Genomic DNA, 25,714 nt, shown 5'->3' on the forward strand with positions numbered 1-25,714 from the left:
GCATCAATGACGGAGCAGGGCGGCAACCATGTGCCCATGACGAGGCGCGAGGCGCGCCGGCTCGAGACCGGGAAGTTCCCGCAGGTGCTCCCTGGGCCTGCCGATCCCGAGCAGGCCGAACCAGAGCAGGCCGAGGAGCCGGCGCTCGCCGACACGGCAGTGGTGGCCGAACCGGCGCCGGCCCTCGAGGCGCCGGCCGTCGAGGCGCCGGCCGTTGAGGCGCCGGCCGTTGAGGCGTCCGCGGCTGAGCCGTTCGGGAGCGCCCCGCAGTGGTCCGGCCCCGCGCCTGAGCCTGAGCGGCCGGAGGCAGAGCAGCCGGCGGCGCAGGAGTCCGCGCCCGAACAGCCCGAGCCCGAGGCAGAGCAGCCAGAGCCCGAGGCAGAGCAGCCGGCGGCGCAGGAGTCCGCGCCCGAACAGCCCGAGCCGACCGCAGAAGCCACCCCCGCGCCGCGGCGGGCAGGCTTCGTCCGCTCCGCCCCGGTGGTACCGCCGCGGGGCTGGCGCGGGTTCATCTACCGGCTCACGGGCGGGGCCGTGAACCTCGGCCCGAACGCCGAGCAGCGCTACGAGCAGGAGCTTGCCGAGCAGATAGGCCGCCGCCTCGACGGGAGCTGGAACACCGCGTTCCTGTCCCTCAAGGGCGGGATCGGGAAGACGTCCACGACCGTCGGTGTCGGCCTCACGCTCGCCGAGCTGCGCCCCGACCCGCCCTGCGCGATCGACGCCAACCCGGATGCGGGGGACCTTGTGGAGCGCGCCCTCGGCGACGGCGCCTACGAATCGGAGCGCCAGCACTCGATCACGGCGCTCCTGCGCGACTGCGACTCGGTGAGCTCGCGCTCCGAGCTCGGGGCGTACCTGCACCAGGCCGGAGGCCTCCACCTGCTCGCGGGCGAGCAGGACCCGGAACTCTCGGACTCGCTCACTGCGGACGAGTATCGCCGGGTGCACCGGCTCGTGTCGCGCTACTTCGGCGTGACGCTCACCGACTGCGGCACGGGCGTGACCCACCCGGCCATGCAGGGCATCCTCCAGGACGCGGACAGCATCGTCGTGGTCGCGGGCTACGCCGTGAGCGGCGCCAAGCGCGCGCGGGACACGCTCCACTGGCTCGCCGCCCACGGATACGAGCGCCTTGCAAAGAGCGCCGTCGTCGTCGTGACCGACAAGGACGGCGTCTCGGGCCGCGTGGACAAGGAGACGATCGAGGACACGCTCGCGGGCCTGTGCAAGGCGCTCATCACCGTCCCGCACGACAAGTCGATGGCGGACGGAGACCTCGTCTCCCTCGCGACCCTCAGGCCGGACACCCGGAACGCCTACCGGGAGATCGCCGCGGCCATCGTCTCTAGCTACGAGCGCTGACCGCCACTCCTCCTAGCAGGCACAACGTGGGCCCGGCGCCTGCCCCCACAGGCGTCGGGCCCGAACAGCCGCCCGGCGCCGCGGCTGCCCCCAATAGCAGCCGCGACGCCGGCACTCCGAAGGAACCCGCGCGAGCGTGCGGCATTTCTCCAGTGACTGTAGTTATGAAGCATAGCGAGGCCCTCGCCGAGAAGGCAATGGGGACCCCTCCCCGCCCCTAGAGTGGGACCGTGGCTCAGGACGGCAGACCCTTCTCGCTCTGGTCCATCGCCGTCCCCGCCTTCGGTCCCTCGGTCCTGTTCTGCCTCGGCGAGGGCGCGGTCCTGCCCATCGTCGCGCTGTCCGCCCGTGAGCTCGGCGCCTCGGTCGCGGCCGCGGCGCTGACGGTCACGCTCATCGGCCTCGGCTCGCTCGTCTTCAACCTCCCGGCCTCGGCCATCACGCTGCGCTTCGGCGAGCGCTGGGCGATCGTCGGCGCGCAGCTCGCGGGAGCCGCGGCGCTCGCCCTCGCCGCGCTCGCGGGGGAGCTGTGGCAGCTCGTGCCCGCGCTTCTCGCGCTCGGGATGGCCGCGAGCGTGACCGGCCTGGCCCGGCAGAAGTACCTCACCGAGGCCGTCCCGCCGGACTTGCGCGCCCGTGCCCTCTCCACGCTCGGCGGCGTGACCCGGATCGGGATCTTCGCCGGCCCGTTCCTCGGGGCGGCGGCCATGCAGGCGTGGGGCCTGCGCGGCGCGTTCTGGCTCGGCGCCGTGGTCTTCGTGGGCGCGGCCGCCGTCGCGCTGCGCATCCCGGATCTCCCGGATCCCACAGCGCACGACGGCGGCTCTCCCCGCGCGCCCGAACCGCGCCTCGCCGCCGTGGCAGCCGGCCACTGGCGCGTGCTCGGAAGCGTCGGAGCCGGCGTCCTCCTCGTCGCCGCTGTGCGGCAGTCGCGGCAGGTCGTCATCCCGCTGTGGGCCGAGCACCTGGGCCTCGACGCCCCCACGGCCGCACTCGTCTACGGGATCGCCGGGGGAGTGGACCTCGCCCTGTTCTACCCCGGCGGGCGGCTCATGGACCTCCGGGGCCGGCTGGCCGTCGCCGTCCCCTCGATGACCGTCATGGGCCTCGCGCTCGCGGTCATGCCCCTCACGGCCTCCTTCTGGCCCTTCCTCATCGTCGCGTGTGCGCTCGGGCTCGGCAACGGGATCGGCTCCGGGATGGTCATGACCCTCGGTGCGGACTTCTCCCCGAGCCCGGGACGGGCCCAGTTCCTGGGGCTCTGGCGCCTCATGGCGGACCTCGGCAGCACCGGCGGGCCGCTGCTGCTCTCGGCGGTCACGGCGGCCACGGCGCTCGGCGCGGGGGTGGCCGCGACGGGCGGTCTCGGCCTGCTCGCGGCGGTGGTGCTCGCGTGGTCCGTGCCGCGGGCTAGCGGCGCCGCGCGGCGCCCGCGAACAGCCAGGCCGCTCCGACGCCGAGGAGGTACCCCGTGATGACGATGAGCGCGCAGCCGGCCCAGAAGTAGTTGGTGGTGCTCGCCTCCTGCCCGGCGAGCGGGGCGATGCGCACGAGGGCCACGGCGGCGCCTGCGGCCGCGACCATCCCGCCGACCACGGGGAGCGCGAGCCACGCGTGCGAGGACGCCCAGTGCGCCCCCGGGCCGTCCCACGCGTTCCACCGCCAGCCCACGCGCATCACGAGCCACCCCGCCGGGGCCATGAACGCCGCGACGACGAGGAACGCGGCGACCACGTCGGCGGGCCGGTGCCACTGGTTCACGAGCGTCGAGGCCCCCGAGGCGACCGCGAAGGTGCTGCCCACGAACGCGAGGAAGGGGCGCCATCGGGGCGAGGCGACGAGGAACACGGCGGCCGCCGCGGAGGCCGCGAGCGTCGTGTGGCCGGACGGCAGCGAGTTCTCGGTGAGCGTCTCGACCCCGCGGAAGGGCCGGGTGAGGAGGTCCGCCTTGAGCACCTGGGTCGTGATGTTGGCCCCGGCAGCCGCCGCGACGGCGACGAGCGCGGCGAACCAGCGGCCCCGGAAGATCGCGGCATAGCCGAGCGCCACCGCGGCCGCCACGACAGAGAGGGCGGGCATCATGTCCAGGAAGCGCAGCGTGGCCTTCCCGGCCGCGCCGTACAGGGCGACGGACTCCACGAGCGCGGACTCGTCGATGTACTGGCCCGTGGTCGTGCGCACGAAGAAGAGGTAGGTCGCCAGGAGCCCGACCGTGGCGGTGAGCGAGGCGAGGAGGAACGGTCCCGGCCCGGCGGTCCGCATCTCCGAGATCCCGGGCCCGCCAGCCTCCGGCTCGGGCCGTCCCGGCCCCCGGGGAAGCGGGCGCGCGGCGCCGCCCCGGCGGCCTGGCGGATCCAGGGCTAGGCGACGAGCGGTGGGAGCAGCCATGCCTTCCAGCGTCCCACACCGGTCTGGGAGCTGCCTTGGGATTCTCTGATGGGCGCCGTCCTCGGGAACACTTGACACGTGTTAGGAGTCACATCTACGATTCCTAACACGTGTTAGGTGCGGCCTCGAGCCGTTCAACCCTTCGAAGGAGAGTCATGGGCGACTCCATCCGGCTGCGGGACATCTCGCGGCGAACCGCCCTCGGTGCCCTCGGTGTAGGAATCCTCGGGGCGACGGCGGCCTCGTGGCCCCGCCTCACCGCAACGGACATCCCCGGCCGCAACGACGGAAGCCTGAGCATCGCGATCCTCGGCACCGCGGCCGACGCGGCGGCCAGGCAGAAGGCGGTGGACGCGTTCCGGCGCCTCCACCCCGAGATCAAGGTCCGCGTCCAGGCCATCCAGGCGGTGGACTGGAAGGACTTCTTCAGCAAGATCCTGACCATGGTCGCCGCCGGCAACCCGCCCGACGTCGTCTACGTCGCCACGGAGGGGGCGCAGCTCTTCGCCGAGAAGCTCGCCCAGCCCCTCGACGAGTTCGTCCGCCGCGACGCGAACGTCATGGCCGAGTACTTCGCCGACGTCCACCCGAGCCTCGTCGAGGCGTTCATGTACCGCGGCAGCCTGTACCAGCTGCCCATGGACTGGAACGCGGCCAACATGTACTACAACACCTCGGTCTTCTCGGCCTCGGGCCTCGCCCGCCCGGCCGACGACTGGACGCACCTCGACTTCCGCGCAGCGCTTGCCGCCATGCGCCGGGCGAACCCGGACGGCTTCACCCCGTACTACTGGACGAACCGGCTCTTCGGCGGCGTCGTCCCATGGCTCTACGCCAACGGCACCTCGTTCCTGTCCGAGGAGCGCGCCGCGGGCGGCGACTGGCTCTGGGACCGCTTCTACCCGAGCGATCCCTCGCGGGCGTCCCGCTCCGGCGGCTACCTCTGGGAGGGGCCCAACGCCGACGACCCGCGCGTCGTCGAGGCCTTCGACTTCCTCCGCGGCCTCGTCAAGGACGGCCTCGGCGTCCGCCCCGAGGAGGGCGGCGGCAACTCGCTCGTCGGGCTCTTCGCCTCGGGCCGGATCGGCACGACGCCGGCCGGCGGCTACTGGGTCCAGGGCCTCGCCGAGGCCGGCATGGGGCCGGACGCGTTCGACGTCGCGTTCTTCCCGCGCTGGGCGAGCGGGCCGGCGTCGGCCGCGCAGCGTCACCAGTTCGGCACCGCGGGCTACGCGATCATGAAGACCGCGAAGGACAAGGACGCCGCGTGGGAGTGGGTCAAGTTCAGCGCCTCGCGCGAGGCCATGGAGCTCCTCTTCGCCACGCCCTCCACCACCCCGGCCCGCCGGTCGATGGTCAACGAGGCCCTCTACTCGGGCAAGGGCCCGGCGCACTGGAAGGTCTTCTACGACACCCTCGACCGGTTCCCCGCGACGGGCCCCATCCCCGCGCCGCCGCAGCAGGCCGCCGTCGAAACCGCCCTCATCAAGAACGTCTCGCTCGCCGTGAGCGGGGACGAGCGGCAGCTCAAGAGCGCGCTCGCCTCGCTCCAGGGCGATCTCGAGCTGGCCCTCAGGAGGACCCCATGAGCACCACGGCAGCCCCCGAGAAGGGCACTCCTCGCCTGAGCGAGAACGGACGACGGCGCCAGCCGCCCCCCGCTGGCACGGCACCGTCCGCGGCCCGCGGCTCGCGGGCCATGGCCTGGCTGTTCCTCGCCCCGACGATCGTCGGGATGGGCGTGTTCACCCTCGTCCCCATCGTCGCCTCCATCCTCCTGGCCTTCTTCCGCTGGGACATCCTCAGTGCGCCGCAGTTCGCCGGGCTCGCCAACTTCACCGAGATCACCTCCGACCCCACCGTGCGGGTCGCCTTCGGCAACACGATCGGCTTCGTGGTCGTCGCCGTCGTGCTCCAGCTCGGCGTCGCGCTCGGGCTCGCCGTCCTCGTCCAGGAGCGCCTGCCGAACTGGCTGCGCGTGTTCTTCCGGTCGGCGTTCTTCTTCCCGCTCATCCTTTCCGCGGCGAGCGTCTCGATCTTCATGAAGTACCTCTTCAACGAGCAGTTCGGCGTGGTCAACTGGCTCCTCGGCACGGTCGGCGTGCCGGCCGTCCCGTGGCTCACGACGCCGGTCGGGTCGGCATGCGTCGTCGTGCTCGTCTACGTGTGGCAGAACTTCGGCTTCTCGTTCCTGCTGTTCCTCGGGGCACTCTCCTCGATCCCGCAGGAGACCTACGAGGCCGCCTCGATCGACGGCGCCACCGGCTGGCGCAAGCACCGCCACGTGACCCTGCCGCTCATCAGCCCCACGACCCTCGTGGCCTCCGTCATGGCGATCATCAACGCCCTTCAGGTCTTCGACCAGCCCTACGTCCTCACCCGCGGCGGCCCCGGAGACTCGACCCGCACCGCCGTCATGGTGATCTTCGAGACCGCGTTCCAGCGCCTCGAATTCGGCAAGGCCTCCGCCATCGGCGTGGTCCTCATGCTCCTCATCATGGCCGTGACGGCCCTCCAGTTCCGGCTCAGCAAGCGCTTCGTCTTCTACCAGTGAGGCCCGACATGACCACCACCGCCTCTCCCGCCCCCTCGAACCGGGGCGCCCGCCCGGGAACCCGCGCCCATCGCGACCGCAGCCCGGACGCCCCGGCGCGCCGCCGCCGTCGTCCGCTCGACTGGTCCCTCGCCGGCCGCGTCGCCGTCCTCGTCGTCGCGGCGGCCCTCACGCTCGGGCCCGTGCTCTGGACTCTCTCCACGTCGCTGCGCCCGCCGGCCGACTCGCTCAGGCTGCCGCCGTCGTTCCTGCCGCTGAACCCGGACGTCACCTCCTACGCGCAGGTGTTCAAGCAGGTCGACATGGCCCTGCTCGTGCTCAACAGCGCGCTCGTCACCGGGCTCATCGCCGTGGGCCAGATGGTCTCCGCCGCGCTCGCGGGGTACGCGTTCGCGTTCCTGAGGTTCCGCGGCAAGGGCGCCCTGTTCTCGCTCGTGCTCGCGACCATGATGGTCCCCGTCCAGGTCACGATCGTGCCGGTGTTCATGCTCATCCGCGGCATGGGCCTCTCCGACACCCTCCTGGCGCTCATCCTCCCGGCGATCCCCACGGCCTTCGGGACGTTCCTCATGCGCCAGTACTTCCTCGGCCTGCCCGCCGAGCTGGCCGAGGCCGCCGCGATCGACGGCGCCTCCCCGTTCCGCATCTTCCGCTCGGTCTACGCGCCGCTGGCCATGCCGGGGCTCGCGATCGTGGGCATCCTCGCGTTCAACTTCCACTGGAACGAGTTCTTCCGGCCGCTCATCCTGACCATCTCCGAGCAGAACTTCACGCTGCCCCTCGGCCTCGTCTCCCTCCAGGGGAACATGGGCACCGGGAGCATCTCCGTGGTCCTCGCCGGCGTCGTCCTGTCCATGATCCCCGCCCTGGTCGTCTTCCTCGTCGGCCAGCGGACCCTCCGCGACGGCCTCACGGCCGGCGCGGGCAAGTAGAAGGCAGCTGCCCATGACGTCACACACCGCACCCGCCGCTGGCCCTGCCGCTGGCCCCGCCGCAGGCGCGCCCACGGGCGACCACCCCGACCGCTCCTTCCCCCGCCTGCACCCGCGCCCCGCCCGGGGCTGGGTCAACGACCCGAATGGCATCGTGTTCGCCGACGGGCGCTGGCACGTCTTCTTCCAGTACAACCCCGCCTCCGCCCGGCACCACCGCATCCACTGGGGGCACGTGAGCTCCGCCGACCTCGTCTGCTGGGAGGCTCACTCCATCGCCCTGGCCCCGCAGGAGGGCGGGCCGGACGCCTACGGCTGCTGGACCGGCGTCGTGACCCTCGACGCCGGGACCCCCACCGCCGTGTACTCCGGCGTGGAGGACGGGTCCGGGCGCTCGCAGGTCACGCTGGCCCGCGGCTCGGCGGATCTGGGGGAGTGGACGCAGGAGGGCGTCGTCGCCGCCGGGATGCCGGACGATCCGCGCGTCGTCGCCGTCCGGGACCCATTCCTCTTCGAGTTCGCCGGGCGGCGCTGGGCCATCCAGGGCGCGGGGCTCGACACCGGGCAGGCCGCCCTGCTCCTCTACGGCGCCGACGACCTCGCGGCCTGGGAGTACCACGGCATCTGGCTCACGTCCGAGGAACCCGTGGCAGCCGGGCTGCCCGCCGCGAACGTCTGGGAGTGCCCGCAGCTCGTGCGGTCGGGCGACGCGTGGGTGGCCGTGGTCTCGCTCTGGCGCGACCACGAGCTCACGGGCGTGGGGCATTTGGTCGGGTCCCTGGCGCTCGACGAGGCGACCGGCCTGCCCGTCTTCTCCCCCCGGGCGCACGGCATCACCGATCTGGGCGGCTCCTTCTACGCACCCCAGGCGGTCCAGGCCGGGGACCGGGTGCTCGTGTGGGGCTGGGCCAAGGAGGTGGCCCCGCCCGGGGTCCGCGGGCGGACGGAGCAGGACTGCGACGCCGCCGGCTGGTCAGGGCTCCTGACCTTCCCGCGCGAGCTGCGGGTGCGCGACGACCTCGAAGGCACAGTCGAGCTCGCTCCGGCACGCGAGCTGGCGGCGCTGCGGGCGGACGAGCTGCCCGGGCCGCCAGCGCCGGCGCACGACGGCGCCGCTCGCCTCGCGCTGCCCGACCAGGCCGAGGCGGTGCTCACCGGCACCGGCGCGGTGCGCCTCATGCTGGCCGGTGCGACGGTGTGGAGCGGCGAGGTGGCCGAGGGGGAGGAGCTGCGCGTGCTCGTGGACGCCTCGCTCATCGAGGTGTACCGCAGCGGCGGCGCGGCGACGACCCTGCGGGCCTACCCCGAGGGGGCGGAGGAGTACGGCCTCGAGCTCGGCGCGGGCGTCAAGGCCAAGGCCTGGCGCCTGGCCGTCCCCGCCTGATCCCCTCGCGGCCTTCCCGGGGCAGCGGGGGAGCGTCAGGCGGGGCGGTCATTCCGGAGCGCCGGGGCGGTCAGGCCGGGGCGGTCAGGCCGGGGCGGGGCCCGTGGACTCGCGCGGGACCAGCCGGCAGGGGATGAGGAACGGCTCGCCCGCCGGCCGCTGCGCACGGCCAGGGCCGCCGCCGTCGAGCACCCCGAGCACCGCGCGCATGGCCTCCTCGCCGATGCGCCGCAGCGGCAACTGCACGGTGCTCAGCGGCGGGATCATGAGGGCGGCGACGCGCCGCTCGTCGTCGTAGCCCATGATCGAGACGTCGCGCGGCACGTCGAGGCCGAGGCGGGCGGCGGCGAGGACCATGCCCACCGCGGCGCGGTCGTTGCCCGCGAGCAGCGCGGTGGGACGCTCCGACGCGGGCGCGGAGAGGAGGGCCGTGGACGCGGCGTGGCCGGGGGCGATGTCGAAGCCCGCCTCGAGCACCCAGTCCTCGCGCACCGGGAGGCCGGCCTCGGCCATGGCGGCGCGGAAGCCCGCCTCCCGCAGAGCGACTGCGGGGGAGGAGTACTCGCCCCCGAGGAAGGCGATCCGCCGGTGGCCCAGCGCGATGAGGTGGGCGGCGGCGTCGCGCCCCCCGGCCACCTCGTCGGGCTGGACCGACGTCAGGGCCCCCGCCCCGGGGGGCGAGTCCGGCGAGGCGTAGCAGTTGGCGAGCGCGGCGGGCAGGGTCAGCATGCCCTGGGGGACGTGCAGTTCGTGGAGGCCCACGGTGACGTAGATGAGCCCGTCGACCCGGCGGTCCAGGAGGGTCCTCACCGCGTCGAGGTCCCGCTCCGCGTCCTGCTCGGTGTCCGTTGCCAGCGTGACGAAGCCCCGGCTGCGGGCGAGGGCATCCGCGCCGGCGATGATCTCCCCGTCGAACGGGCTCGTGACGGCCGCGTCCGAGACGAGCCCGATGACGCGCGTGCGCTGGTCGCGGAGGCTGCGGGCGATCGCGTTGGGGGTGTAGTTCAGCTCGGCTGCCGCCGCGAGGATCCGCTGCTGGGAGTCCTTGGCCACGTTGCCTTCCCCGCGTCCGTTGAGCACGAGGGAGACGGCGCTGCGGGACACGCCGGCGCGGCGCGCGACGTCGAGGGCTGTGGCCTTGCGGGTCATGGCCGCAGTGTACCTGACACGTGTGCGGTCGCCGAGCTGCTCGGCCCACCGCCGCCTCACAGGAGGCTCGGCTAGGGTCGGGGGCGTGGAACAGGCATGGGAGCAGTGGTGGGACGCCTTCGTCTCGGGGTTCGCGCGGACGGTCCCGCCGTCCGTCGGGACGCTCGAGCTGGCCCTCGTCCTGGCGGGCGCCGCGGCCGTGTGCCTCATCCCGGCCCTGTGGCGGCTCTTCGGCCGCTTCGTGACGATCGTGCACGAGCTCGGGCACGCGCTCGCGGGGATCGCGACGGGCATGCGGATCACCGGGATCACGCTGCGCATGGACCAGGGAGGCGTGACCCGCGGCGTCGGCAAGGGCCGCTCGGTCTGGTTCGGCTTCTGGGGCTACCCGGCCCCCGCGCTCGCGGGGCTGGGCCTCGTGTGGGCCGCCTCGGCCGGCTGGGGCCGCGCGTCCCTCTCCGGCGCCGTGCTCGTGCTCGTCGTCGCGCTCGTGCTCATCCGCAACGCCCAGGGCGTGCTCATCCTCTCCGGGACCATCCTCGCGGCGGGCGCGATGGTCGTCCTCGTGCCGCCCGAGGCCCAGGCGCACGTCGCGCTCGCGGGCGGCCTCGGCCTCCTGCTCGGCGCCGCGCGCGACTGGTGGAACCTCGTCTCGGTCCACACCGGGCGTCGCCGCGAGCTCGCGAGCTCGGATGCCTTCATCCTCGCCCAGCGCACGGGCGTCCCCGCCGTCGTGTGGCTCGCGGCCTTCGCCGCCATGATCGGCGGCTGCGGGGCGGCCGCCTGGACCATTCTGGCCTGAGCCCGGCCCGGGAGGGCCCGGCAGCCGCGCCAGATGCCTAGAGTGGCAGCATGAGCGAGCCAGCCCCCCGCCTGCCCGACCTCACCGAGCTCATGGCGCGCGCCGCCGTCGTCCGCGTGCCCCTGCGGGTGCGGTTCCGCGGCGTGACGGAGCGCGAAGCCCTCCTGCTCGAGGGCCCCGCCGGGTGGGGCGAGTTCGCGCCCTTCCTCGAGTACGGCGACGCCGAGTCGGCGCGCTGGCTCGCGAGCGCCGTCGAGGCCGCGTGGGAGGGCTTCCCGGAGGCCGTGCGCTCGCGTGTTCCCGTCAATGCGACGGTGCCTGCCGTGCCGGCCGCGCGCGTGCGCGAGGTCCTGGCGGCCTTCGGCCCCGTCGAGGCCGTCAAGGTCAAGGTCGCCGAGGAGGGCCAGTCCCTCGCGGACGACCTTGGCCGCGTCGCCGCCGTGCGGGAGGCACTGCCCGAGGCTGCGCTGCGCGTGGACGCGAACGGCGGCTGGAGCGTGGCCGAGGCCGTCGAGGCCCTGGGGCAGCTCGAGCCGTTCGGGCTCGAGTACGCCGAGCAGCCCGTGGCCGGCATCAACGGCCTCGCCGAGGTCCGGGCGCTGCTCGCCGAGCGCGGCACGCCCGTGCGCATCGCCGCCGACGAGTCGGTGCGCAAGGCCGAGGACCCGCTCCGCGTCGCCCGCGCCGGCGCCGCAGACCTCATCGTCGTCAAGGCCGCGCCCCTCGGGGGAGTGCGGCGCGCGCTGCGGATCGTCCGCGAGGCCGGGCTGCCCGCCGTCGTGAGCTCCGCCCTCGACACGTCGGTGGGCCTCGCCGCCGGCGCGGCGCTCGCGGCGGCGCTGCCGGAGCTGCCGCACGCCTGTGGGCTCGGCACGGGGGCGCTGCTCGCGGCCGACGTCGTGGGGTCGCCGCTCGTGCCCGACGCCGGGTTCCTGCCGGCGGGCGCCGCGCTCGCGGAGCGGTCGAGGCCGGACCCGGGGCTCCTCGCGGAATGGGCGGCGCCCGCGGAGCGGCGGCGCTGGTGGCTCGAGCGCCTGGGCCGGTGCCACGCGGTGCTCGCGGCGGGACAGTAGCGCTCGGCCTGCCGTGCGGCAAGGGGGCGGCGGAAGAGAGAGTTTGCCGTCGGTTAACCTGCGGGTGGAACCGGATTCGCCTGGGGCTGGTTCTGTGGGGCCGTTCGTGCCCAACCCTTCCGGAGGAACCCATGCCTGCTGAGAACCAGCGCACCCTGCTCGGCCTGCCCATGCTCGGCCACGTCCGCGGCAAGCGCAGCGCCGTGACGTGCGCGCTCAAGTGCGACAACGCGTGCGCCGGCGAGGTGTGCAACACCTCGCAGAACAACTACTTCCGCGACATCGTCGAGGGCCAGATCTCGCGCCGTTCGGCCCTGGGCCTCGGCCTCGCCGGCGCGCTGACCCTCGCGCTCACGGGCACGGGCACTGGCCGGGCCGAGGCCGCCGGGCTCTCGCAGGCCGTGAAGACCGCGGAGCCGACCAAGCTGGACTTCACACCGATCTCCCCCGTGAACTACCTCGCCGACGAGTTCACGGTCCCGGCCGGGTATGCCTGGAAGCCGATCATCCGCTGGGGCGACCCGCTCTTCCACGACGCCCCCGCGTTCGACGCCGCGAACCAGACGCCCGAGGCCCAGGCCCGCCAGTTCGGCTACAACAACGACTACTCGGACATCATCGAGCTCGCCGGCAGCAAGGGCCGCAACGCGGTGCTGTTCGCGAACCACGAGTACACCAACGAGAACATCATGTTCTCCGACGCCGAGATCGCCGCCGACCCGGAGCGCGTCCGTGCGGTGTCCCGCGCAGCGCACGGACTGAGCGTCGTCGAGCTCGAGCGCAAGAACACCACCGAGGCCTGGTCGTACGTCAAGGGCGCCCCGCGCAACCGCCGCTACCTCCTCGACACGCCGTACGAGGTCACCGGCCCGGCCGCCGGTTCCGACCTGCTCAAGACCAAGGACGATCCGACGGGCCGCCGCATCCTCGGCACGCTCGGCAACTGCGCCGGCGGCACGACGCCGTGGGGCACGGTCCTCTCGGGCGAGGAGAACTTCCAGGGCTACTTCCGCGCGCCCGGGACCTCCGCAGGGGACAAGCGGTACGGCCTGAAGGACAGCGCGACCACGCGCAAGTGGGAGCTCGACGACCCCCGCTTCGACACCCGCAACCCCGGCTACGAGAACGAGGCCAACCGCTTCGGCTGGATCGTCGAGATCGACCCGCTCGACCCGACGTCGACCCCCAAGAAGCACACGATGCTCGGCCGCCTCAAGCACGAGGGCGCGAACGTCCACATCGCCGCCAACGGCAAGGTCGTGGCCTACACGGGCGACGACGAGCGCTTCGACTACCTGTACAAGTTCGTCTCCCGCGACACGTACCGCCCGGGCGCCACGGCCGCGGACAGGGAGCACAACAAGACGCTGCTCTCCAACGGCAGCCTCTACGTCGCCAGGTTCGAGGGCGACTCGCCGGAGGCCGAGATCGATGGCTCGGCCGCGCTTCCCTCGGACGGCGCGTTCGACGGCGTCGGCACGTGGCTCCCGCTCGTCGTCGACAACGAGTCTGTGGTCGAGGGCATGACGACCGAGCAGGTCCTCGTCTACACGCGCCTCGCCGCGGACGCCCAGGGCGCGACGAAGATGGACCGCCCTGAGGACGTCGAGCCCAATCCGCTCACGGGCAAGGTCTACGTCGCGTGCACGAACAATGACGACCGCGGCAAGGACGGCAAGGAAGGCCCCACCGGGGTCAACCCGCGCTCGCTCAACCGCGACGGCCACATCGTCGAGATCACCGAGGACGGCGGCGATCAGACGTCCACCACCTTCACGTGGAATCTCCTGCTCGTCGCGGGCGATCCGGCCCAGTTCGGGAACACCTACTTCGCGGGCTACCCCGTCGACCAGGTCTCGCCGATCTCGTGCCCGGACAACCTCGCGTTCGACTCCGTCGGCAACCTGTGGATCTCCACCGACGGCGCTCCGGGCAAGATCGGCTACAACGACGGCCTCTTCAAGGTCACCCTCGAGGGTCCCGAGCGCGGCAAGGTCGAGCAGTTCCTCTCCGTCCCGCGGGACGCGGAAACCTGCGGCCCGATCGTCCGCGACGCCGAGCGCCACGTCTTCGTCTCGGTCCAGCACCCAGGCGAGGAGGGCACCTACGCGGCGCCGAACTCGTACTTCCCGGACTACCTGCCCGCCGGCACCGCGGCGCGCCCGGGCCAGTTCGCCGGCCCGCGCCCGTCCGTCGTGCAGATCCTCCCGGCAGCGCACGCGAACTAGCCCAGACGGGCCGGCTGCGGTCCGGCCCCTGGCGGCCTGCCTAGGATGGGGGGCGTGAGCCCCCTCAGTTCCCTCGACGCCGCCCGCGAAGCAGTCTCCGGACTCCTCGCGGGCGGCGTCCGCTTCGTCGTCGTCAGCCCGGGCTCGCGCAGCGCCCCCCTCGCGTACGCGCTCGCCGAGGCCGAGGGGCGCGGCCTGCTCGAGCTCGCCGTGCGCATCGACGAGCGCGCGGCAGGCTTCACGGCGCTCGGCGCCGCCCTGTCCTCGGGGCGGCCGACGGCGGTCGCGACCACGAGCGGCACGGCCGTGGGGAACCTCCTGCCCGCCGTCATGGAGGCCAACCACGCCGGGGTCCCGCTCCTCGTCCTCTCCGCCGACCGGCCCGAGGAGCTGCACGGCACCGGGGCGAACCAGACGACCGAGCAGCTGGACATCTTCGGCGAGCACGTGCGGTTCGCGAGCTCCGTCGCCGCGGGCGAGCCGCCGTCGTCGGCCGTCAGCACGGCCCTCAACGCGGCCTCCGGGGTCCTCGAGGGCATCCCGGCGGGCCCCGTCCAGCTCAACCTGTGCTTCCGCGATCCGCTCGTGCCGGACGGCGAGTGGGAGCCGCCCAGCGGCGGGTCCGCCGGGCGCGATCCCCGGCCCTCGTTCGAGCGGCCCGTCGTCGCGGCGCACGGCGGGCTCCCGCCCCGCCGCACCGTGGTCCTCGCGGGCCACGGCTCCGGCCCGCTCGCCGAGGCCTTCGCCGCGGCGCACGGCCTGCCGCTGCTGGCCGAACCATCCTCGAACGCGCGCTACGGCAGCCACGCCGTCGGCCCGTACCGGCTCCTGCTCGACGGGCGCCCGGGGAACAGGATCGAGAGGGTCGTGCTGTTCGGCCGGCCCACCCTTTCCCGGCCGGTGACCGCCCTCCTCGCGCGGGACTCCGTCCAGACGGCCCTGTACCACCCCCGCACCGTCCCCTGGTTCACGGAGGGCCGCCGGCGGGAGCGGCTCGTGGCGGACCTCGACGAGCTCTCGCTCTTCGCGGGCCGGGGCGCCGAGGGGTGGCTCGACGCGTGGCTCTTCGCCGGGGCCGCGGCCCAGGAGGCGATCGACCGGGAGCTCGGGGCGCCGGGCGCGCCGCTGACCGGCCCGGGCCTGGCCCAGATCGTGTGGCGGCTGGCCCGGGGCCAGCTCATGCTCGGCTCCTCGAACGGGATCCGGGACGTGGACCTCGCGGCGGCCCCGGCCGCCGAGCCCACCGCGCGGGTCTACGCCAACCGTGGCCTCTCGGGCATCGACGGGACGGTCTCGACGGCGGCGGGGCTGTGGTTGGGCAACCGGACGCCGACCGACCTGTTCCTCGGAGACCTCACGTTCCTCCACGACGCCGGAGGCCTGCTCGTGGGGCTCGGCGAGGCCGAGCCGGACCTGCGCGTCATCGTGCTCAACGACGCCGGCGGGGCCATCTTCGGGCTCCTCGAGCACGGCAGCGTCGGCGGGGACCCGGCCACCCGCCCCGGTGCCGCGTCCGCCGTCGAGCGCCTCTTCGGCACGCCGCACCGTGCCGACCTGCGGGCCCTCGCGGCGGCCTACGGGGCGCGGCACCGGCTCGTGCGCACGCCCGCCGAGGCCGCCGAGGCCCTCGCCTCCCCCCGCGCCGGCGGACGCGAGGTCATCGAGGCCCGTGTCGACCGGACCGGGCTCCGCGGCCTCCATGGACGGATCCGGCAGGCTGTCGCGGCCGCGGTCGGGCACGGCGGCTGAGCGGCGGCTCGGACCGAGGGGGCTCAGATCGTGACGTTCAGGGCAGCCGTGTACCCGGCTGCCGCGCTGCCCGCCATGGTCGCGAGCTGGTACCGGGCGCCGTCGTCCCGGAAGACCGCGTCACGGCTGAGCGACATCCCGGGGAAGTTCTGTCGGCTCGCGGCGTAGGCCTCCGTGGCGTAGACGTCGTTGCACGCGGCCTCGGTCAGCGCGGCCTGGCTGACCTTGAGCACCCGCCCGGTCGAGTTGATGTTGCTGAGCGAGTCGAAGACCTCGAAGTGGATGTGCGGCCAGCGGCCGGGATAGGCGCCGGGGAAGATCGTGGTGAAGGTGACCTGTCCGTACGCGTCCGCCTCCTGGACGCCGCGGAGGAAGTTCTCGTCCTCGTGGCCGGCGTCGTACATCGAGTACCTGCCCTCCCTGTCGCAGTGCCACACGTAGACCGCGGCGCCCGTCAGGGGCACGCAGCCGTTCGAGTTGTCGAGGAGCGTGAGCGTGAGCGTCAGCGGGACGCCCTCGGCCCGGGTCGCGCTCCCGCCGCCGAAGCTGCCGGTGATGTCCCTGCGCACGATTCCGGACGCCTCGAGGGCATTGGGCCCATTCGTGCCGTCGCCGGGGAACGGCCCGGCCGTCTCGTCGGGGATCTCCACGCCGCACTCGGCGATCGCCCGGGTGACGGTCGGGCTCGGGGTCATCGTGGTGCCCGTTGCTGCAGTCGCGGACGACGGCGGCGAGGCGGCCGCCGCCGTCGTCGTCGCCGTCGTGCCCTGACCGGTGCCGGGCGCCCCGGGGGTGCAGGCGGCCAGCGCGGCGGTCGCGCCCGCGCCGAGGGCGAGGGTGAGGGCGCGGCGGCGGGTGAGGAGCGTGGCCAGGTCGAACTCGAGGCCGCGGTCGTGGTCGGGGTGCGGTGAGTCGCTCATGCTGACCATTGTCGGAAGGGACGCTGAGTTCCTGCTGTGCGTCGATGGGCCCCAACCGCAGCCCCCCGGCGATTGTCTGGAATCCCAGAACGCGGCCGCCGTGCCGGGCTTGATTCCTCTGCCGTGATGTTGTCCAATAGTGAAACATTAGTTGCCTGTGATGCACATCTCATCTCGCGAGGGGAGCGGGTAGGATGAGGCGTCGCATAGCACTTTCGACTAGTACCTCCAAGTAAAGGTAGAGATATGACTTTCTCCGCGAAGCTCGCCGCCAGAAGCGCCGCAGTTCTCGCCGTCGGGGCCCTCGCGCTCACGGCCTGCACCACGGCCTCGGAGACGGGCGGCGGCGCCGCCACCCCCACCGGCACCGCCTCTGCCGCGGCATTCGATCCGAGCACGGTGTCCGAGGACGCCACGCTCGCGGCGCAAGTCCCGGCCGCCATCAAGTCCAAGGGCAAGCTGGTGGTCGGCTCGGACACCTCCTACGCCCCGGCCGAGTTCCTCGGAGGGGCCGACAACGCGACCCCGATGGGTTACGACGTCGACCTCGCCAAGGCGATCGGCGCGAAGCTGGGCCTGGACGTCGAGGTGCAGACCGCCGAGTTCACGGGCATCCTCCCCGCCCTGGGCCCGAAGTACGACCTGGGCATCTCCTCCTTCACCATCAACCCCGAGCGCCTCGCGGCCGTGAACTTCGTGAGCTACTTCGAGGCCGGCACCTCGTGGGCAGTCCAGAAGGGCAACCCGAAGAACTTCTCCCTCGATGACGTGTGCGGCAAGAAGATCGGCGTCCAGACCGGCACCGTCCAGGAGGACCCGGACCTCGCCGGCCGCAACGCGAAGTGCCAGGCCGAGGGCAAGCCGTCCATCGAGATCGTCACGCTCAAGACGCAGACCGACATCAACACGCGCCTCGTCAATGGGTCCCTCGATGCGATGGCGGCCGACTCGCCGATCGTGGGCTACGCGATCACGCAGACCAACGGCGCGGTCGAGAAGATCGGCGACACGTATGACTCGGCACCGCAGGGCATCGCCGTGGCGAAGTCGGACCTCGCGCTCGCCGGGCTCATCCAGAAGACGCTCATGAGCCTCATGGACGACGGCACCTACACGGAGATCCTCAAGGCCTGGGGCAACGAGGACGGCGCCATCTCCAAGCCTGAGGTCAACCCGGCTGTCTGATGGTCATGACTGCTCACAAGGCTGAAGCCGCGACCGCCCAGGGCGGCGCACCGGAGCTCATCAAGGCGGTTCCGGTCCGCCATCCGGGCCGGTGGGTCGGCGCCGCCGTCATCCTGCTCCTCGTGGCCCTGGGGATCCAGAGCCTCGCCACGAACCCCCAGTTCCACTGGGAGACCGTGGCGCTGTACATCCTCGACGTCAACGTGGTCCGCGGCGTGGGCTGGACGCTCCTGCTCACGGTCCTGTCGATGGTCCTCGCGATCGTGCTCGCCGTTCTCCTGGCCGTCATGCGGCAGTCGGACAACCCGATCTTCCGCTGGTCCAGCTGGGTCTGGGTGTGGTTCTTCCGCGGTACCCCGGTCTACACGCAGCTCCTGTTCTGGGGGCTCGTGACGGTCCTGTACCCCACGATGTCCCTGGGCATCCCGTTCGGCCCCGCGCTCGTCACGTGGGTGCTCGAGGACCCGACGCGCGGCTTCATCCCCGCCGTCCTCGGCCTCGGGCTCAACGAGTCCGCCTACCTCGCGGAGATCTTCCGCGCGGGCCTGAAGTCCGTGGACAAGGGCCAGGCGGAGGCGGCCGAGGCGCTCGGGATGAGCAGGGGCAAGATCATGTGGCGGATCATCCTGCCGCAGGCCATGCGCGTCATCGTCCCGCCGACCGGCAACGAGACGATCGGCATGCTCAAGACGACCTCGCTCGTCCTGGCCGTGCCCTTCACCCTCGACCTGACCTTCGTGACGAACTCGCTCGCGAACCGCACGTACCTGCCCATCCCGCTGCTCATCGTCGCGGCCACGTGGTACCTCGTCATCACGAGCATCCTCATGGTCGGCCAGCACTACATCGAGAAGCACTACGGCAAGGGAATCGAGAGCGGGGCGCCCCCCGTCAACCCCGCGGCGGCCAAGGCCGCGGCGGCGGGCACGGCTCCGACCGGCACCGCTCCGACCGGCGTCGAGCCGGGGGAGGCCATCCCCGGCGGCCCGACCGTGACCGGCAAGGACATTGAGGAGAGCGGACGATGAGCGCCCCAGCACAGCCGAAGCCCGCCGTCGTGGACGGACGGCGCGACACCAAGGAGCTCGTCCGGATCGAGGGCGTGCACAAGTACTTCGGCGACCACCATGTCCTGCGGGGCATCGACATGACCGTCCGGCAGGGCGAGGTCGCGGTCCTCATCGGCCCCTCCGGGTCCGGGAAGTCGACCCTCCTGCGCTGCATCAACCACCTCGAGACGATCAGCGCCGGACGGATCTTCGTCGACGACGAGCTCATCGGCTACCACGAGCGGGGCGGGAAGCTGCACGAGCTCCACCTCAAGGAGATCGCGCGCCAGCGCCGCAACATCGGCATGGTGTTCCAGCGCTTCAACCTCTTCGGCCACAAGACGGCCGTCGAGAACGTCATGGAGGCCCCGGTCCAGGTCAAGGGCCAGGGCAAGGCCGCGGCGAGGCGCCGCGCGCTCGAGCTCCTCGACCGGGTCGGGCTGTCCGAGCGTGCCTACCACTACCCGGCGCAGCTCTCGGGCGGGCAGCAGCAGCGCGTCGCGATCGCCCGGGCGCTCGCGATGGACCCCGAGCTCATGCTCTTCGACGAGCCGACCTCGGCCCTCGACCCGGAGCTCGTGGGCGACGTCCTCAACGTCATGAAGGACCTCGCACGGTCCGGCATGACCATGGTCGTCGTGACCCACGAGATCGGCTTCGCCCGCGAGGTGGGGGACACCCTGACCTTCATGGACGGCGGCGTCGTGGTCGAATCGGGCCACCCCCGAGAGGTCATCGCCAACCCCCAGCACGAGCGCACGAAGGGCTTCCTGAGCCGCGTCCTCTAAAGAGGTGACCCCGCATCCCTGAGAGGTGACCCCGCATCCCGATTATGGATGCGGGGTCACCTTCCTGCGTTGCGGGGTCAGCTTCCTGCGTTGCGGGGTCAGCGTTCGATGCCCAGGGCCTCGAGCATCGGGCGGAACTTGGCCCAGGTCTCGGCGAGCTCGGCCTGCGGCTGGGACGCCTCGACGATCCCGCAGCCCGCGTACAGCCGCATCGTCGTCGGCGTCTCGATGACCCCGCCGCGCAACGCGATGCCCCACTCGCCGTTCCCGGCGCCGTCGAGCCAGCCCACCGGCCCCGCGTACGGACCCCGGTCGAGCTCCTCGAGCTCCCGGATGAGCGCGCCCGCGACGAGCGTCGGCGTCCCGCACACCGCGGCAGTGGGGTGCAGGGCGTTGACGAGCGCGAGCGAGGTCGGCACGTGCCCTTCGACGTCGGCGAGCTCGGCCTTGACGTCGGAGGCCAGATGGAAGACGTTCGGCAGCTCGAGGATGAACGGCTCCTCGTGCGAGTTCATCGCCTCGGAGAAGGGCTCGAGCGCCACGGTGAGGGACTGGATCGCAATCTCGTGCTCGTGCCGCTGCTTCGCCGAGCCCGCGAGGACCCGCGCGGGGTACCCGTCGCCCTGGCCCAGGGCGTCGCGCCGGTCCAGCGTGCCCGCGAGCACGCGCGCCTGCGCCGTGCGCCCCTCGACCTGGATGAGCATCTCCGGCGTCGCGCCCACGAGCCCGTCCACGCCGTACACCCACGTGTCCCGGTAGGCCGCCGCGAGCCGCCGCAGCACCTCGGCGCGCGGGATCCCGGCGCCGTCCTCGACCACGATGTCCCGCGCGAGCACGAGCTTCTCGAGCTCTCCCGCGCGGATGCGCCGGACCCCGGCGGCCACGGCGTCGGTCCAGCGCTGCTGTCCGAGCGCGCCAGGCAGGAGCGCGGCGTGGCGATGCGCCGCCGGTGCGGGTGCAGACGACGGCGAGCGGGCGCCGTGGTGCGCGGCCGTCGCCGCGGGCGGGTGCGCGCCGTCGTGCGCTGGGTTCGCAGCCTGCCCGAGCCGCGAGGCGATCCGCCCGACGGCGGCACGAAGCAATGCCTCGCTCGGCACCGTGCCGTCGGTGCTGAGCTGGGTCGCCCACGCCCGCCCGTCCCGGATGCCGAGCACGAGCTCGGGGACGATGAGCCGCGAGAGGTACCGCGAGGTCTTGGAGAACGCGAAGCTGCCGAACGCGAGCGGGCCCGTGCCCGGATGGCCGACCGCGTCGTCGACCTCGGCCTCGAGCACGAGGTGCTTCCACCACGCCTCGGCCTCGATGAAGCGCTCGGGCCCCGTGACGGTGAAGCGGGCCGCCTCGCCGAAGCCCAGGTGTCCCTCGCCGCGCCGCGTCCAGCACTGCACCGTGCCATCCGCTGCACCCCGGGCCGCGCCCTCTGCCTTCCCCTTTGCCTTCCTCTTTGCCTTCCCCTTTGCCTTCGGCGTTTCGGCGAGGAAGGCGGCCAGGTCCCCGGCGGGGAAGTCATCGCCCAGGTCGATGCTGAGGGCGCGGAGGGGGTGGCTCATGATGGATCAAGCCTACGCGCTAATCTTTGGCAGAATGGTGCGGGTGAGCAGCGCAGGCAGCAGGGCATCCCTTGACAAGCGTCCCGACGAAGTCGCAAGCATGTTCGATGAGGTGGCGCCCCGATACGACGTCGTGAACGACCTCCTCTCGCTCGGCCAGACGCGCCGGTGGCGCAAGGTCGTGGTCGATGCGGTCGACGCTGCCCCGCACCAGCGCGTCCTCGACCTCGCCGCCGGGACGGGCACCTCCGCCGAGCCGTACGCGGACGCCGGCGTCGACGTCGTCGCGTGCGACTTCTCCCTCGGCATGCTGCGCGTCGGCAAGCGCCGCCGCCCGGACATCGACTTCATCGCCGGCGACGCGACGAACCTGCCGTTCGCGGACAACTCCTTCGACGCCGTCACCATCAGCTTCGGGCTGCGCAACGTCAACGACCCGCACCGTGCCCTGCAGGAGATGCTCCGCGTCACCAGGCCGGGCGGGCGGCTCGTCGTCGCAGAGTTCTCCTCCCCGGTCAACCCCCTGTGGCGCACGATCTACCTCGAGTACCTCATGCGCGCCCTCCCGGGGATTGCCCGCCGCGCCTCGTCCAACCCGGACGCGTACGTGTACCTCGCCGAGTCGATCCGGGCCTGGCCGGACCAGGACAACCTCGCCGCGTGGCTCGTCGCGGACGGCTGGGAGAAGGTGACGTACCGCAACCTCACGGGCGGGATCGTCGCCGTCCACCGCGCGCACAAGCCCGCTGCCCCGGCGTCGACCGCTGGCCCGCTCGCCAAGGCCCGCCGGGCCCGCCGCGCCGCGCGCTGAGACGCATGGAGGTCCTCGTCATCGGGGCCGGCCCCGCCGGCTCCACCGCTGCCCACTACCTCGCCCGCTCCGGCGTGCCGGTCACCGTCCTCGAGAAGACGCGCTTCCCGCGCGAGAAGGTCTGCGGCGACGGACTGACCCCGCGCGCCGTGCGCGAGATCCAGCTCCTCGGCCTCCCGCACGCGGAGGCGGACGGCTGGCGCCGCAACCGGGGCCTGCGCCTCATCGCCGGCGGCCGCACGCTCGAGCTCCCGTGGCCCGCCCTCGGCGACTTCCCGGACTACGGCCTCATCCGCACGCGCCTCGGCTTCGACGCCGAGCTCGCCGAGCACGCCCGCGCGGCGGGCGCCCGCATTCTCGAGGGCCACGCCGTCACTGAGGTGATCGACGATGGCGGCCGCGTCGTGGGCGCGCGCGCCCACCTCCTCGACGGGGACGGCAGGCGGACAGGCCAGACGCGCGAGTTCCGGGCCGACGTCGTGCTCGCGGCCGACGGCAACTCGACCCGCGCCGCCGTCTCGCACGGGCTCGCGAAGCGCGACGACCGCCCGCTCGGCGTCGCGTACCGCACGTACTTCACGAGCCCCCGCCACGAGGACGACTGGATGGAGGGCTGGCTCGAGCTGCCCGGCCGGGACGGCAAGCCGCTGCCTGGCTACGGCTGGGTCTTCGGCGTCGGCGACGGCACCTCGAACGTGGGCCTGGGCATCCTCAACTCGTCCGAGGAGTTCGGGAAGCTCGACTACCGGCAGGTGCTGCGCGACTGGACCGCGGGGATGCCCGAGGAATGGGGCTTCACCGAGGAGAACCAGGTCGGCCCGGTGCGCGGCGCCGCCCTGCCGATGGGCTTCAACCGGACCCCGCACGTCGTTCCGGGGATGGCGCTGCTCGGCGACGCCGGCGGCATGGTGAGCCCGTTCAACGGCGAGGGCATCTCGTATGCCATGGAGTCCGCGCGCTTCGCAGCCCAGTACCTCGTCGACGCCGCATCGGCCCAGCGCGCGGCGGGCCTCGCGCGGCCGTCCGCGCACGACGTCGACCGCCGGCTCGCGGCGTATGCCGGCCGGGTGCGCGCGGAGTGGGGGAGCCACTTCACGCTCGGGCGGATGTTCGCCGCGCTCATCGGACATCCCGCCGTCATGCGCGCCGCGCTCGCGACGGGGATGCCCATCCCGCCGCTCATGCGCCTCGTCGTGCGGCTCCTCGCGAATCTCGCCGACCGGCCGGGCACGAGCCTGCCCGACGCCGCGATCCGCGTCCTGGAGTCGCTCGTCCCGGCGACCTCCAACACTGACCGCCCCCGCACGCCTGCGCCCACCCGGCGCCCCGAAAGCTAGGCTTGACCCGTGACGACTTCTCGAGACCACAGCTGGACGCACGCCGGGCATGGCCGCCCGTCGTCGGCTGAGCCGGCACCGACCACGACGGCGATCGCCGCCGGCCTCCAGCTTCCCGCGGGCTTCGCCGCGATCGCCGACGACGCCGAGCTGGGCCCGGCGATCACGACCAGCATGGCCCGGGTCGAGAAGCGCCTCCGCGAGGCCATCGCCAACTCCGACCCGCTCGCGGACGCGACGAGCCGGCACCTCGTGGAGGCCGGCGGCAAGCGGATCCGCCCGCTCCTGACGATCCTGTGCTCGCACCTTGGCGACCCGGAGCGTCCCGAGGTCCTGCAGGCGGCCGCCGTCGTCGAGCTGACGCACCTCGCGACGCTCTACCACGACGACGTCATGGACTCCGCCCCGTACCGCCGCGGCGCCCCCACGGCGCACGAGGTGTGGGGCAACACGGTCGCCATCCTCACGGGCGACCTCATCTTCGCGCGCGCCTCGATCCTCGTCTCTGAGCTCGGCGGCCGCGCCTTGTCCATCCAGGCCCGCACGTTCGAGCGCCTGTGCCTCGGGCAGCTGCACGAGACCGTCGGCCCGCGCGATGGCGAGGACCCGGTCGAGCACTACCTGTCCGTCCTGGCGGACAAGACCGGCTCGCTCATCGCGGCCTCGGGCCAGCTTGGGGCGATCTTCTCGGGCGCGCCGGACGAGTACGAGGACTTGCTCGTCGAGTACGGCGAGAAGGTCGGCGTCGCGTTCCAGCTCGCCGATGACGTCATCGACGTGACCGGCGGCAAGGCCTCCTCGGGCAAGTCCGCGGGCACCGACCTGCGCGAGGGTGTGCCCACGCTCCCCGTCCTGCTCGCGCGCCGGGCCGCGCACGACGGCGATGCCTCCGCGGCGGAGGTCGTCGCCCTTGTGGACGGTGACCTCACGAGCGACGAGGCGCTCGCCCGCGCGGTCGAGGCCCTCTCGGCGCATCCTGCGACGCAGGAGGCGTGGGCCGTGGCCCGCGAGTGGGCCGATGCCGCGAAGGCCGCGCTCGAGCCGCTGCCCGAGGGGGTTGTGAAGGCCTCGCTTGCGGCGTTCGCCGACGCGGTGGTCGACCGCACCCTCTAGTCCCGGGGTCACCTCCCAACGTTGCGGGGTCACCTCCCTGTGTTGCGGGGTCATCTCTCAACGTTGCGGGGTTACGTCCGATCCCACGTCTTCCTGTGGAGGGGAATCGGACTCCCGCGCGGTGACGCTTTCGTCGAGCCGGCCCTGTGGATAACGTCGGATGGGCTCCGCCCGTCGGTGCCACCATGTTCGCCATGGACGTTCTCGCGACTCACGGGGCCATGCTCGACGCACCCTTCACGGCTGCCGCTGCCCGACAACACGGTCTGGACTACTTCGCCCTGCTACGCGAGGACGTCCGGCACGTAAGCCGGGAGCTCTATGTGCCTGGAGGGGGCCAGTCTGGGCTTGTCGACCGAGTCCGCGCGCATCTGGCTGTAACGCCCGGCGCCTGGGCCTCGCATCGGACGGCTGCAGCTTTGCACGGACTGTGGCTTCCCGACGCTGCAGACGATCAGACCCTTCTCCACCTCAGCAAGCCCACTGAGCTGCCGAGGGTCAGACGCGCCGGCGTCGTTGGACACCGTGTGAGGATCCGCCCTGAAGAGGTCGTGGAAGTCGAATCCGGGATCCGGGTCAGCAGTCCCGCGAGGACGTGGCTCGACCTGGGGAATGAGCTCGGCCCGGTGGCGCTCGTGGTCCTCGGCGACCAGCTGATCCGAGTCCCGCGACCCGACTTCGAAGGCCGTGACCGTCCGCATGCTACCAGGAACTCACTCGCCGCGATGCTCCGGGCACACCCGAAGATGCAGGGCGTGGCCAGATGCCGGGCCGCACTCGCTGACATGCGGGTCGGAGCCGACTCTGTGCCGGAAACGCTCTTGCGGCTCTGTCTCCTCGCCTACGGATTCCCTGAACCCGAACTGCAGATCGTGTTGCGGCCCTACGACCCCTTCTCTCCCAGCGGCGACCTGGGCTACCGCGGCATCAAGGTCGTCCTGCAGTACGACGGCGGCCATCACCAAACAGATGAACGGCGGAAGCGCGATGCCAGGCGGGATGCCGCCTTCCGTGCAGCCGGATGGGTCGTCATCATCGTCACGGCCGAAGACCGACACGACGATTTTGGCCGCGTCCGGGCTGAGTTGCGTAAGTACCTGGCCGCACGGGTGTCGTGACCTCGCATCGTTGGGAGGTGACCCCGCATCGTTGGGAGGTGACCCTTGGATCGTTGGGAGGTGACCCCGCATCGTTGGGAGGTGACCCCGGATCGTTGGGAGGTGACCCCGGATCGTTGGGAGGTGACCCCGGATCGTTGGGAGGTGACCCCGCATCGTTGGGAGGTGACCCCGGATCGTTGGGAGGTTAAAAGGGATGGCCCCGGGAGGCGGTAGAAC

General features: G+C 72.7%; 21 protein-coding genes. 17 read left to right on the forward strand and 4 right to left on the reverse strand.

Going from position 1 to position 25,714, the window contains the following annotated elements:
* Positions 1–6 precede the first annotated feature (6 nt).
* Together BV907_RS14750 and BV907_RS14755 are read left to right on the forward strand one after the other, a co-directional pair.
* The gene (locus BV907_RS14750) at positions 7–1,365 is read left to right on the forward strand and encodes a MinD/ParA family ATP-binding protein (protein WP_245828007.1); all 1,359 of its coding nucleotides are present in this window, start codon (positions 7–9) and stop codon (positions 1,363–1,365) included.
* Positions 1,366–1,595: 230 nt separating this feature from the next.
* Positions 1,596–2,840: an MFS transporter gene (locus BV907_RS14755; RefSeq protein ID WP_077490503.1), complete on the forward strand. Its 1,245-nt coding sequence runs from the start codon at positions 1,596–1,598 to the stop codon at positions 2,838–2,840.
* Here the strand turns inward: BV907_RS14755 and BV907_RS14760 are convergent.
* Complete coding sequence (locus BV907_RS14760; RefSeq protein WP_077490504.1) at positions 2,776–3,753, reverse strand: phosphatase PAP2 family protein; 978 nt, start codon at positions 3,751–3,753, stop codon at positions 2,776–2,778. The genes BV907_RS14755 and BV907_RS14760 overlap by 65 nt on opposite strands.
* A 155-nt stretch (positions 3,754–3,908) precedes the next feature.
* Between BV907_RS14760 and BV907_RS14765 the strand changes: the two genes are divergently transcribed.
* Genes BV907_RS14765 through BV907_RS14780 form a run of 4 tightly spaced genes read left to right on the forward strand, consistent with a single transcriptional unit; the run spans position 3,909 to position 8,623 of the window.
* Positions 3,909–5,342 carry an ABC transporter substrate-binding protein gene (locus BV907_RS14765; protein WP_077490505.1) on the forward strand — a complete coding sequence of 478 codons (1,434 nt, stop codon included), beginning with the start codon at positions 3,909–3,911 and terminating at the stop codon, positions 5,340–5,342.
* A complete protein-coding gene (locus BV907_RS14770; RefSeq protein ID WP_077490506.1) occupies positions 5,339–6,307 on the forward strand; it encodes a carbohydrate ABC transporter permease in 969 nt (322 codons plus the stop codon). Before BV907_RS14765 ends, BV907_RS14770 begins: the two co-directional genes overlap by 4 nt.
* Before the next feature lie 8 nt (positions 6,308–6,315).
* On the forward strand, positions 6,316–7,239 hold the full coding sequence (locus BV907_RS14775; protein WP_077490507.1) for a carbohydrate ABC transporter permease: 924 nt from the start codon (positions 6,316–6,318) through the stop codon (positions 7,237–7,239).
* 13 nt (positions 7,240–7,252) lie between these two features.
* A complete protein-coding gene (locus tag BV907_RS14780; protein ID WP_077490508.1) occupies positions 7,253–8,623 on the forward strand; it encodes a glycoside hydrolase family 32 protein in 1,371 nt (456 codons plus the stop codon).
* Positions 8,624–8,707: 84 nt separating this feature from the next.
* Here the strand turns inward: BV907_RS14780 and BV907_RS14785 are convergent, their stop codons facing one another.
* Positions 8,708–9,772 carry a LacI family DNA-binding transcriptional regulator gene (locus BV907_RS14785; protein ID WP_077490509.1) on the reverse strand — a complete coding sequence of 355 codons (1,065 nt, stop codon included), beginning with the start codon at positions 9,770–9,772 and terminating at the stop codon, positions 8,708–8,710.
* An 85-nt stretch (positions 9,773–9,857) separates the two neighbouring features.
* On the opposite strand from BV907_RS14785, the gene BV907_RS14790 reads away from it, so the two are divergent.
* The 4 genes from BV907_RS14790 (at position 9,858) to menD (ending at position 15,624) form a co-directional block, all read left to right on the forward strand.
* Entirely contained in the window at positions 9,858–10,574 is a 717-nt protein-coding gene (locus BV907_RS14790; RefSeq protein WP_245828008.1) for a M50 family metallopeptidase, read from the forward strand.
* 50 nt (positions 10,575–10,624) lie between these two features.
* Positions 10,625–11,647, forward strand: a complete 1,023-nt coding sequence (locus BV907_RS14795; RefSeq protein WP_077490511.1) for an o-succinylbenzoate synthase — start codon at positions 10,625–10,627, stop codon at positions 11,645–11,647.
* Positions 11,648–11,778: 131 nt separating this feature from the next.
* Positions 11,779–13,875, forward strand: coding sequence for a PhoX family protein (locus BV907_RS14800; protein ID WP_077490512.1), 2,097 nt, complete (start codon positions 11,779–11,781; stop codon positions 13,873–13,875).
* A gap of 45 nt (positions 13,876–13,920) precedes the next feature.
* Positions 13,921–15,624, forward strand: a complete 1,704-nt coding sequence (menD, locus tag BV907_RS14805) for a 2-succinyl-5-enolpyruvyl-6-hydroxy-3-cyclohexene-1-carboxylic-acid synthase (RefSeq protein WP_077490513.1) — start codon at positions 13,921–13,923, stop codon at positions 15,622–15,624.
* Between the two features lie 23 nt (positions 15,625–15,647).
* On the opposite strand, the gene BV907_RS14810 is transcribed toward menD, so the two are convergent.
* The gene (locus BV907_RS14810) at positions 15,648–16,544 is read right to left on the reverse strand and encodes a dioxygenase family protein (RefSeq protein WP_077490652.1); all 897 of its coding nucleotides are present in this window, start codon (positions 16,542–16,544) and stop codon (positions 15,648–15,650) included.
* Between the two features lie 246 nt (positions 16,545–16,790).
* Between BV907_RS14810 and BV907_RS14815 the strand changes: the two genes are divergently transcribed.
* Genes BV907_RS14815 through BV907_RS14825 form a run of 3 tightly spaced genes read left to right on the forward strand, consistent with a single transcriptional unit; the run spans position 16,791 to position 19,566 of the window.
* Positions 16,791–17,729: an ABC transporter substrate-binding protein gene (locus tag BV907_RS14815; RefSeq protein ID WP_077490514.1), complete on the forward strand. Its 939-nt coding sequence runs from the start codon at positions 16,791–16,793 to the stop codon at positions 17,727–17,729.
* A gap of 5 nt (positions 17,730–17,734) precedes the next feature.
* Entirely contained in the window at positions 17,735–18,757 is a 1,023-nt protein-coding gene (locus BV907_RS14820) for an amino acid ABC transporter permease (protein ID WP_077490653.1), read from the forward strand.
* The gene (locus BV907_RS14825; RefSeq protein WP_077490515.1) at positions 18,754–19,566 is read left to right on the forward strand and encodes an amino acid ABC transporter ATP-binding protein; all 813 of its coding nucleotides are present in this window, start codon (positions 18,754–18,756) and stop codon (positions 19,564–19,566) included. Before BV907_RS14820 ends, BV907_RS14825 begins: the two co-directional genes overlap by 4 nt.
* Positions 19,567–19,664: 98 nt before the next feature.
* On the opposite strand, the gene BV907_RS14830 is transcribed toward BV907_RS14825, so the two are convergent.
* Positions 19,665–21,116: an isochorismate synthase gene (locus BV907_RS14830; protein WP_077490516.1), complete on the reverse strand. Its 1,452-nt coding sequence runs from the start codon at positions 21,114–21,116 to the stop codon at positions 19,665–19,667.
* Positions 21,117–21,150: 34 nt separating this feature from the next.
* Here BV907_RS14830 and BV907_RS14835 point away from each other — a divergent pair, with 34 nt between their 5' ends.
* From BV907_RS14835 to BV907_RS18945, 4 genes are all read left to right on the forward strand, one after another.
* Positions 21,151–21,927, forward strand: a complete 777-nt coding sequence (locus BV907_RS14835; RefSeq protein ID WP_077490517.1) for a demethylmenaquinone methyltransferase — start codon at positions 21,151–21,153, stop codon at positions 21,925–21,927.
* Positions 21,928–21,932: 5 nt separating this feature from the next.
* Complete coding sequence (locus BV907_RS14840) at positions 21,933–23,264, forward strand: geranylgeranyl reductase family protein (RefSeq protein WP_077490518.1); 1,332 nt, start codon at positions 21,933–21,935, stop codon at positions 23,262–23,264.
* Positions 23,265–23,273: 9 nt separating this feature from the next.
* Positions 23,274–24,377 carry a polyprenyl synthetase family protein gene (locus tag BV907_RS14845; protein ID WP_077490519.1) on the forward strand — a complete coding sequence of 368 codons (1,104 nt, stop codon included), beginning with the start codon at positions 23,274–23,276 and terminating at the stop codon, positions 24,375–24,377.
* 194 nt (positions 24,378–24,571) lie between these two features.
* Positions 24,572–25,495, forward strand: coding sequence for a hypothetical protein (locus BV907_RS18945; RefSeq protein ID WP_175637484.1), 924 nt, complete (start codon positions 24,572–24,574; stop codon positions 25,493–25,495).
* The last annotated feature ends 219 nt before the right edge of the window (positions 25,496–25,714 follow it).

The sequence above is a fragment of the Sinomonas mesophila genome, from assembly GCF_001999765.1.
Taxonomy (GTDB): Bacteria; Actinomycetota; Actinomycetes; order Actinomycetales; family Micrococcaceae; genus Sinomonas; species Sinomonas mesophila.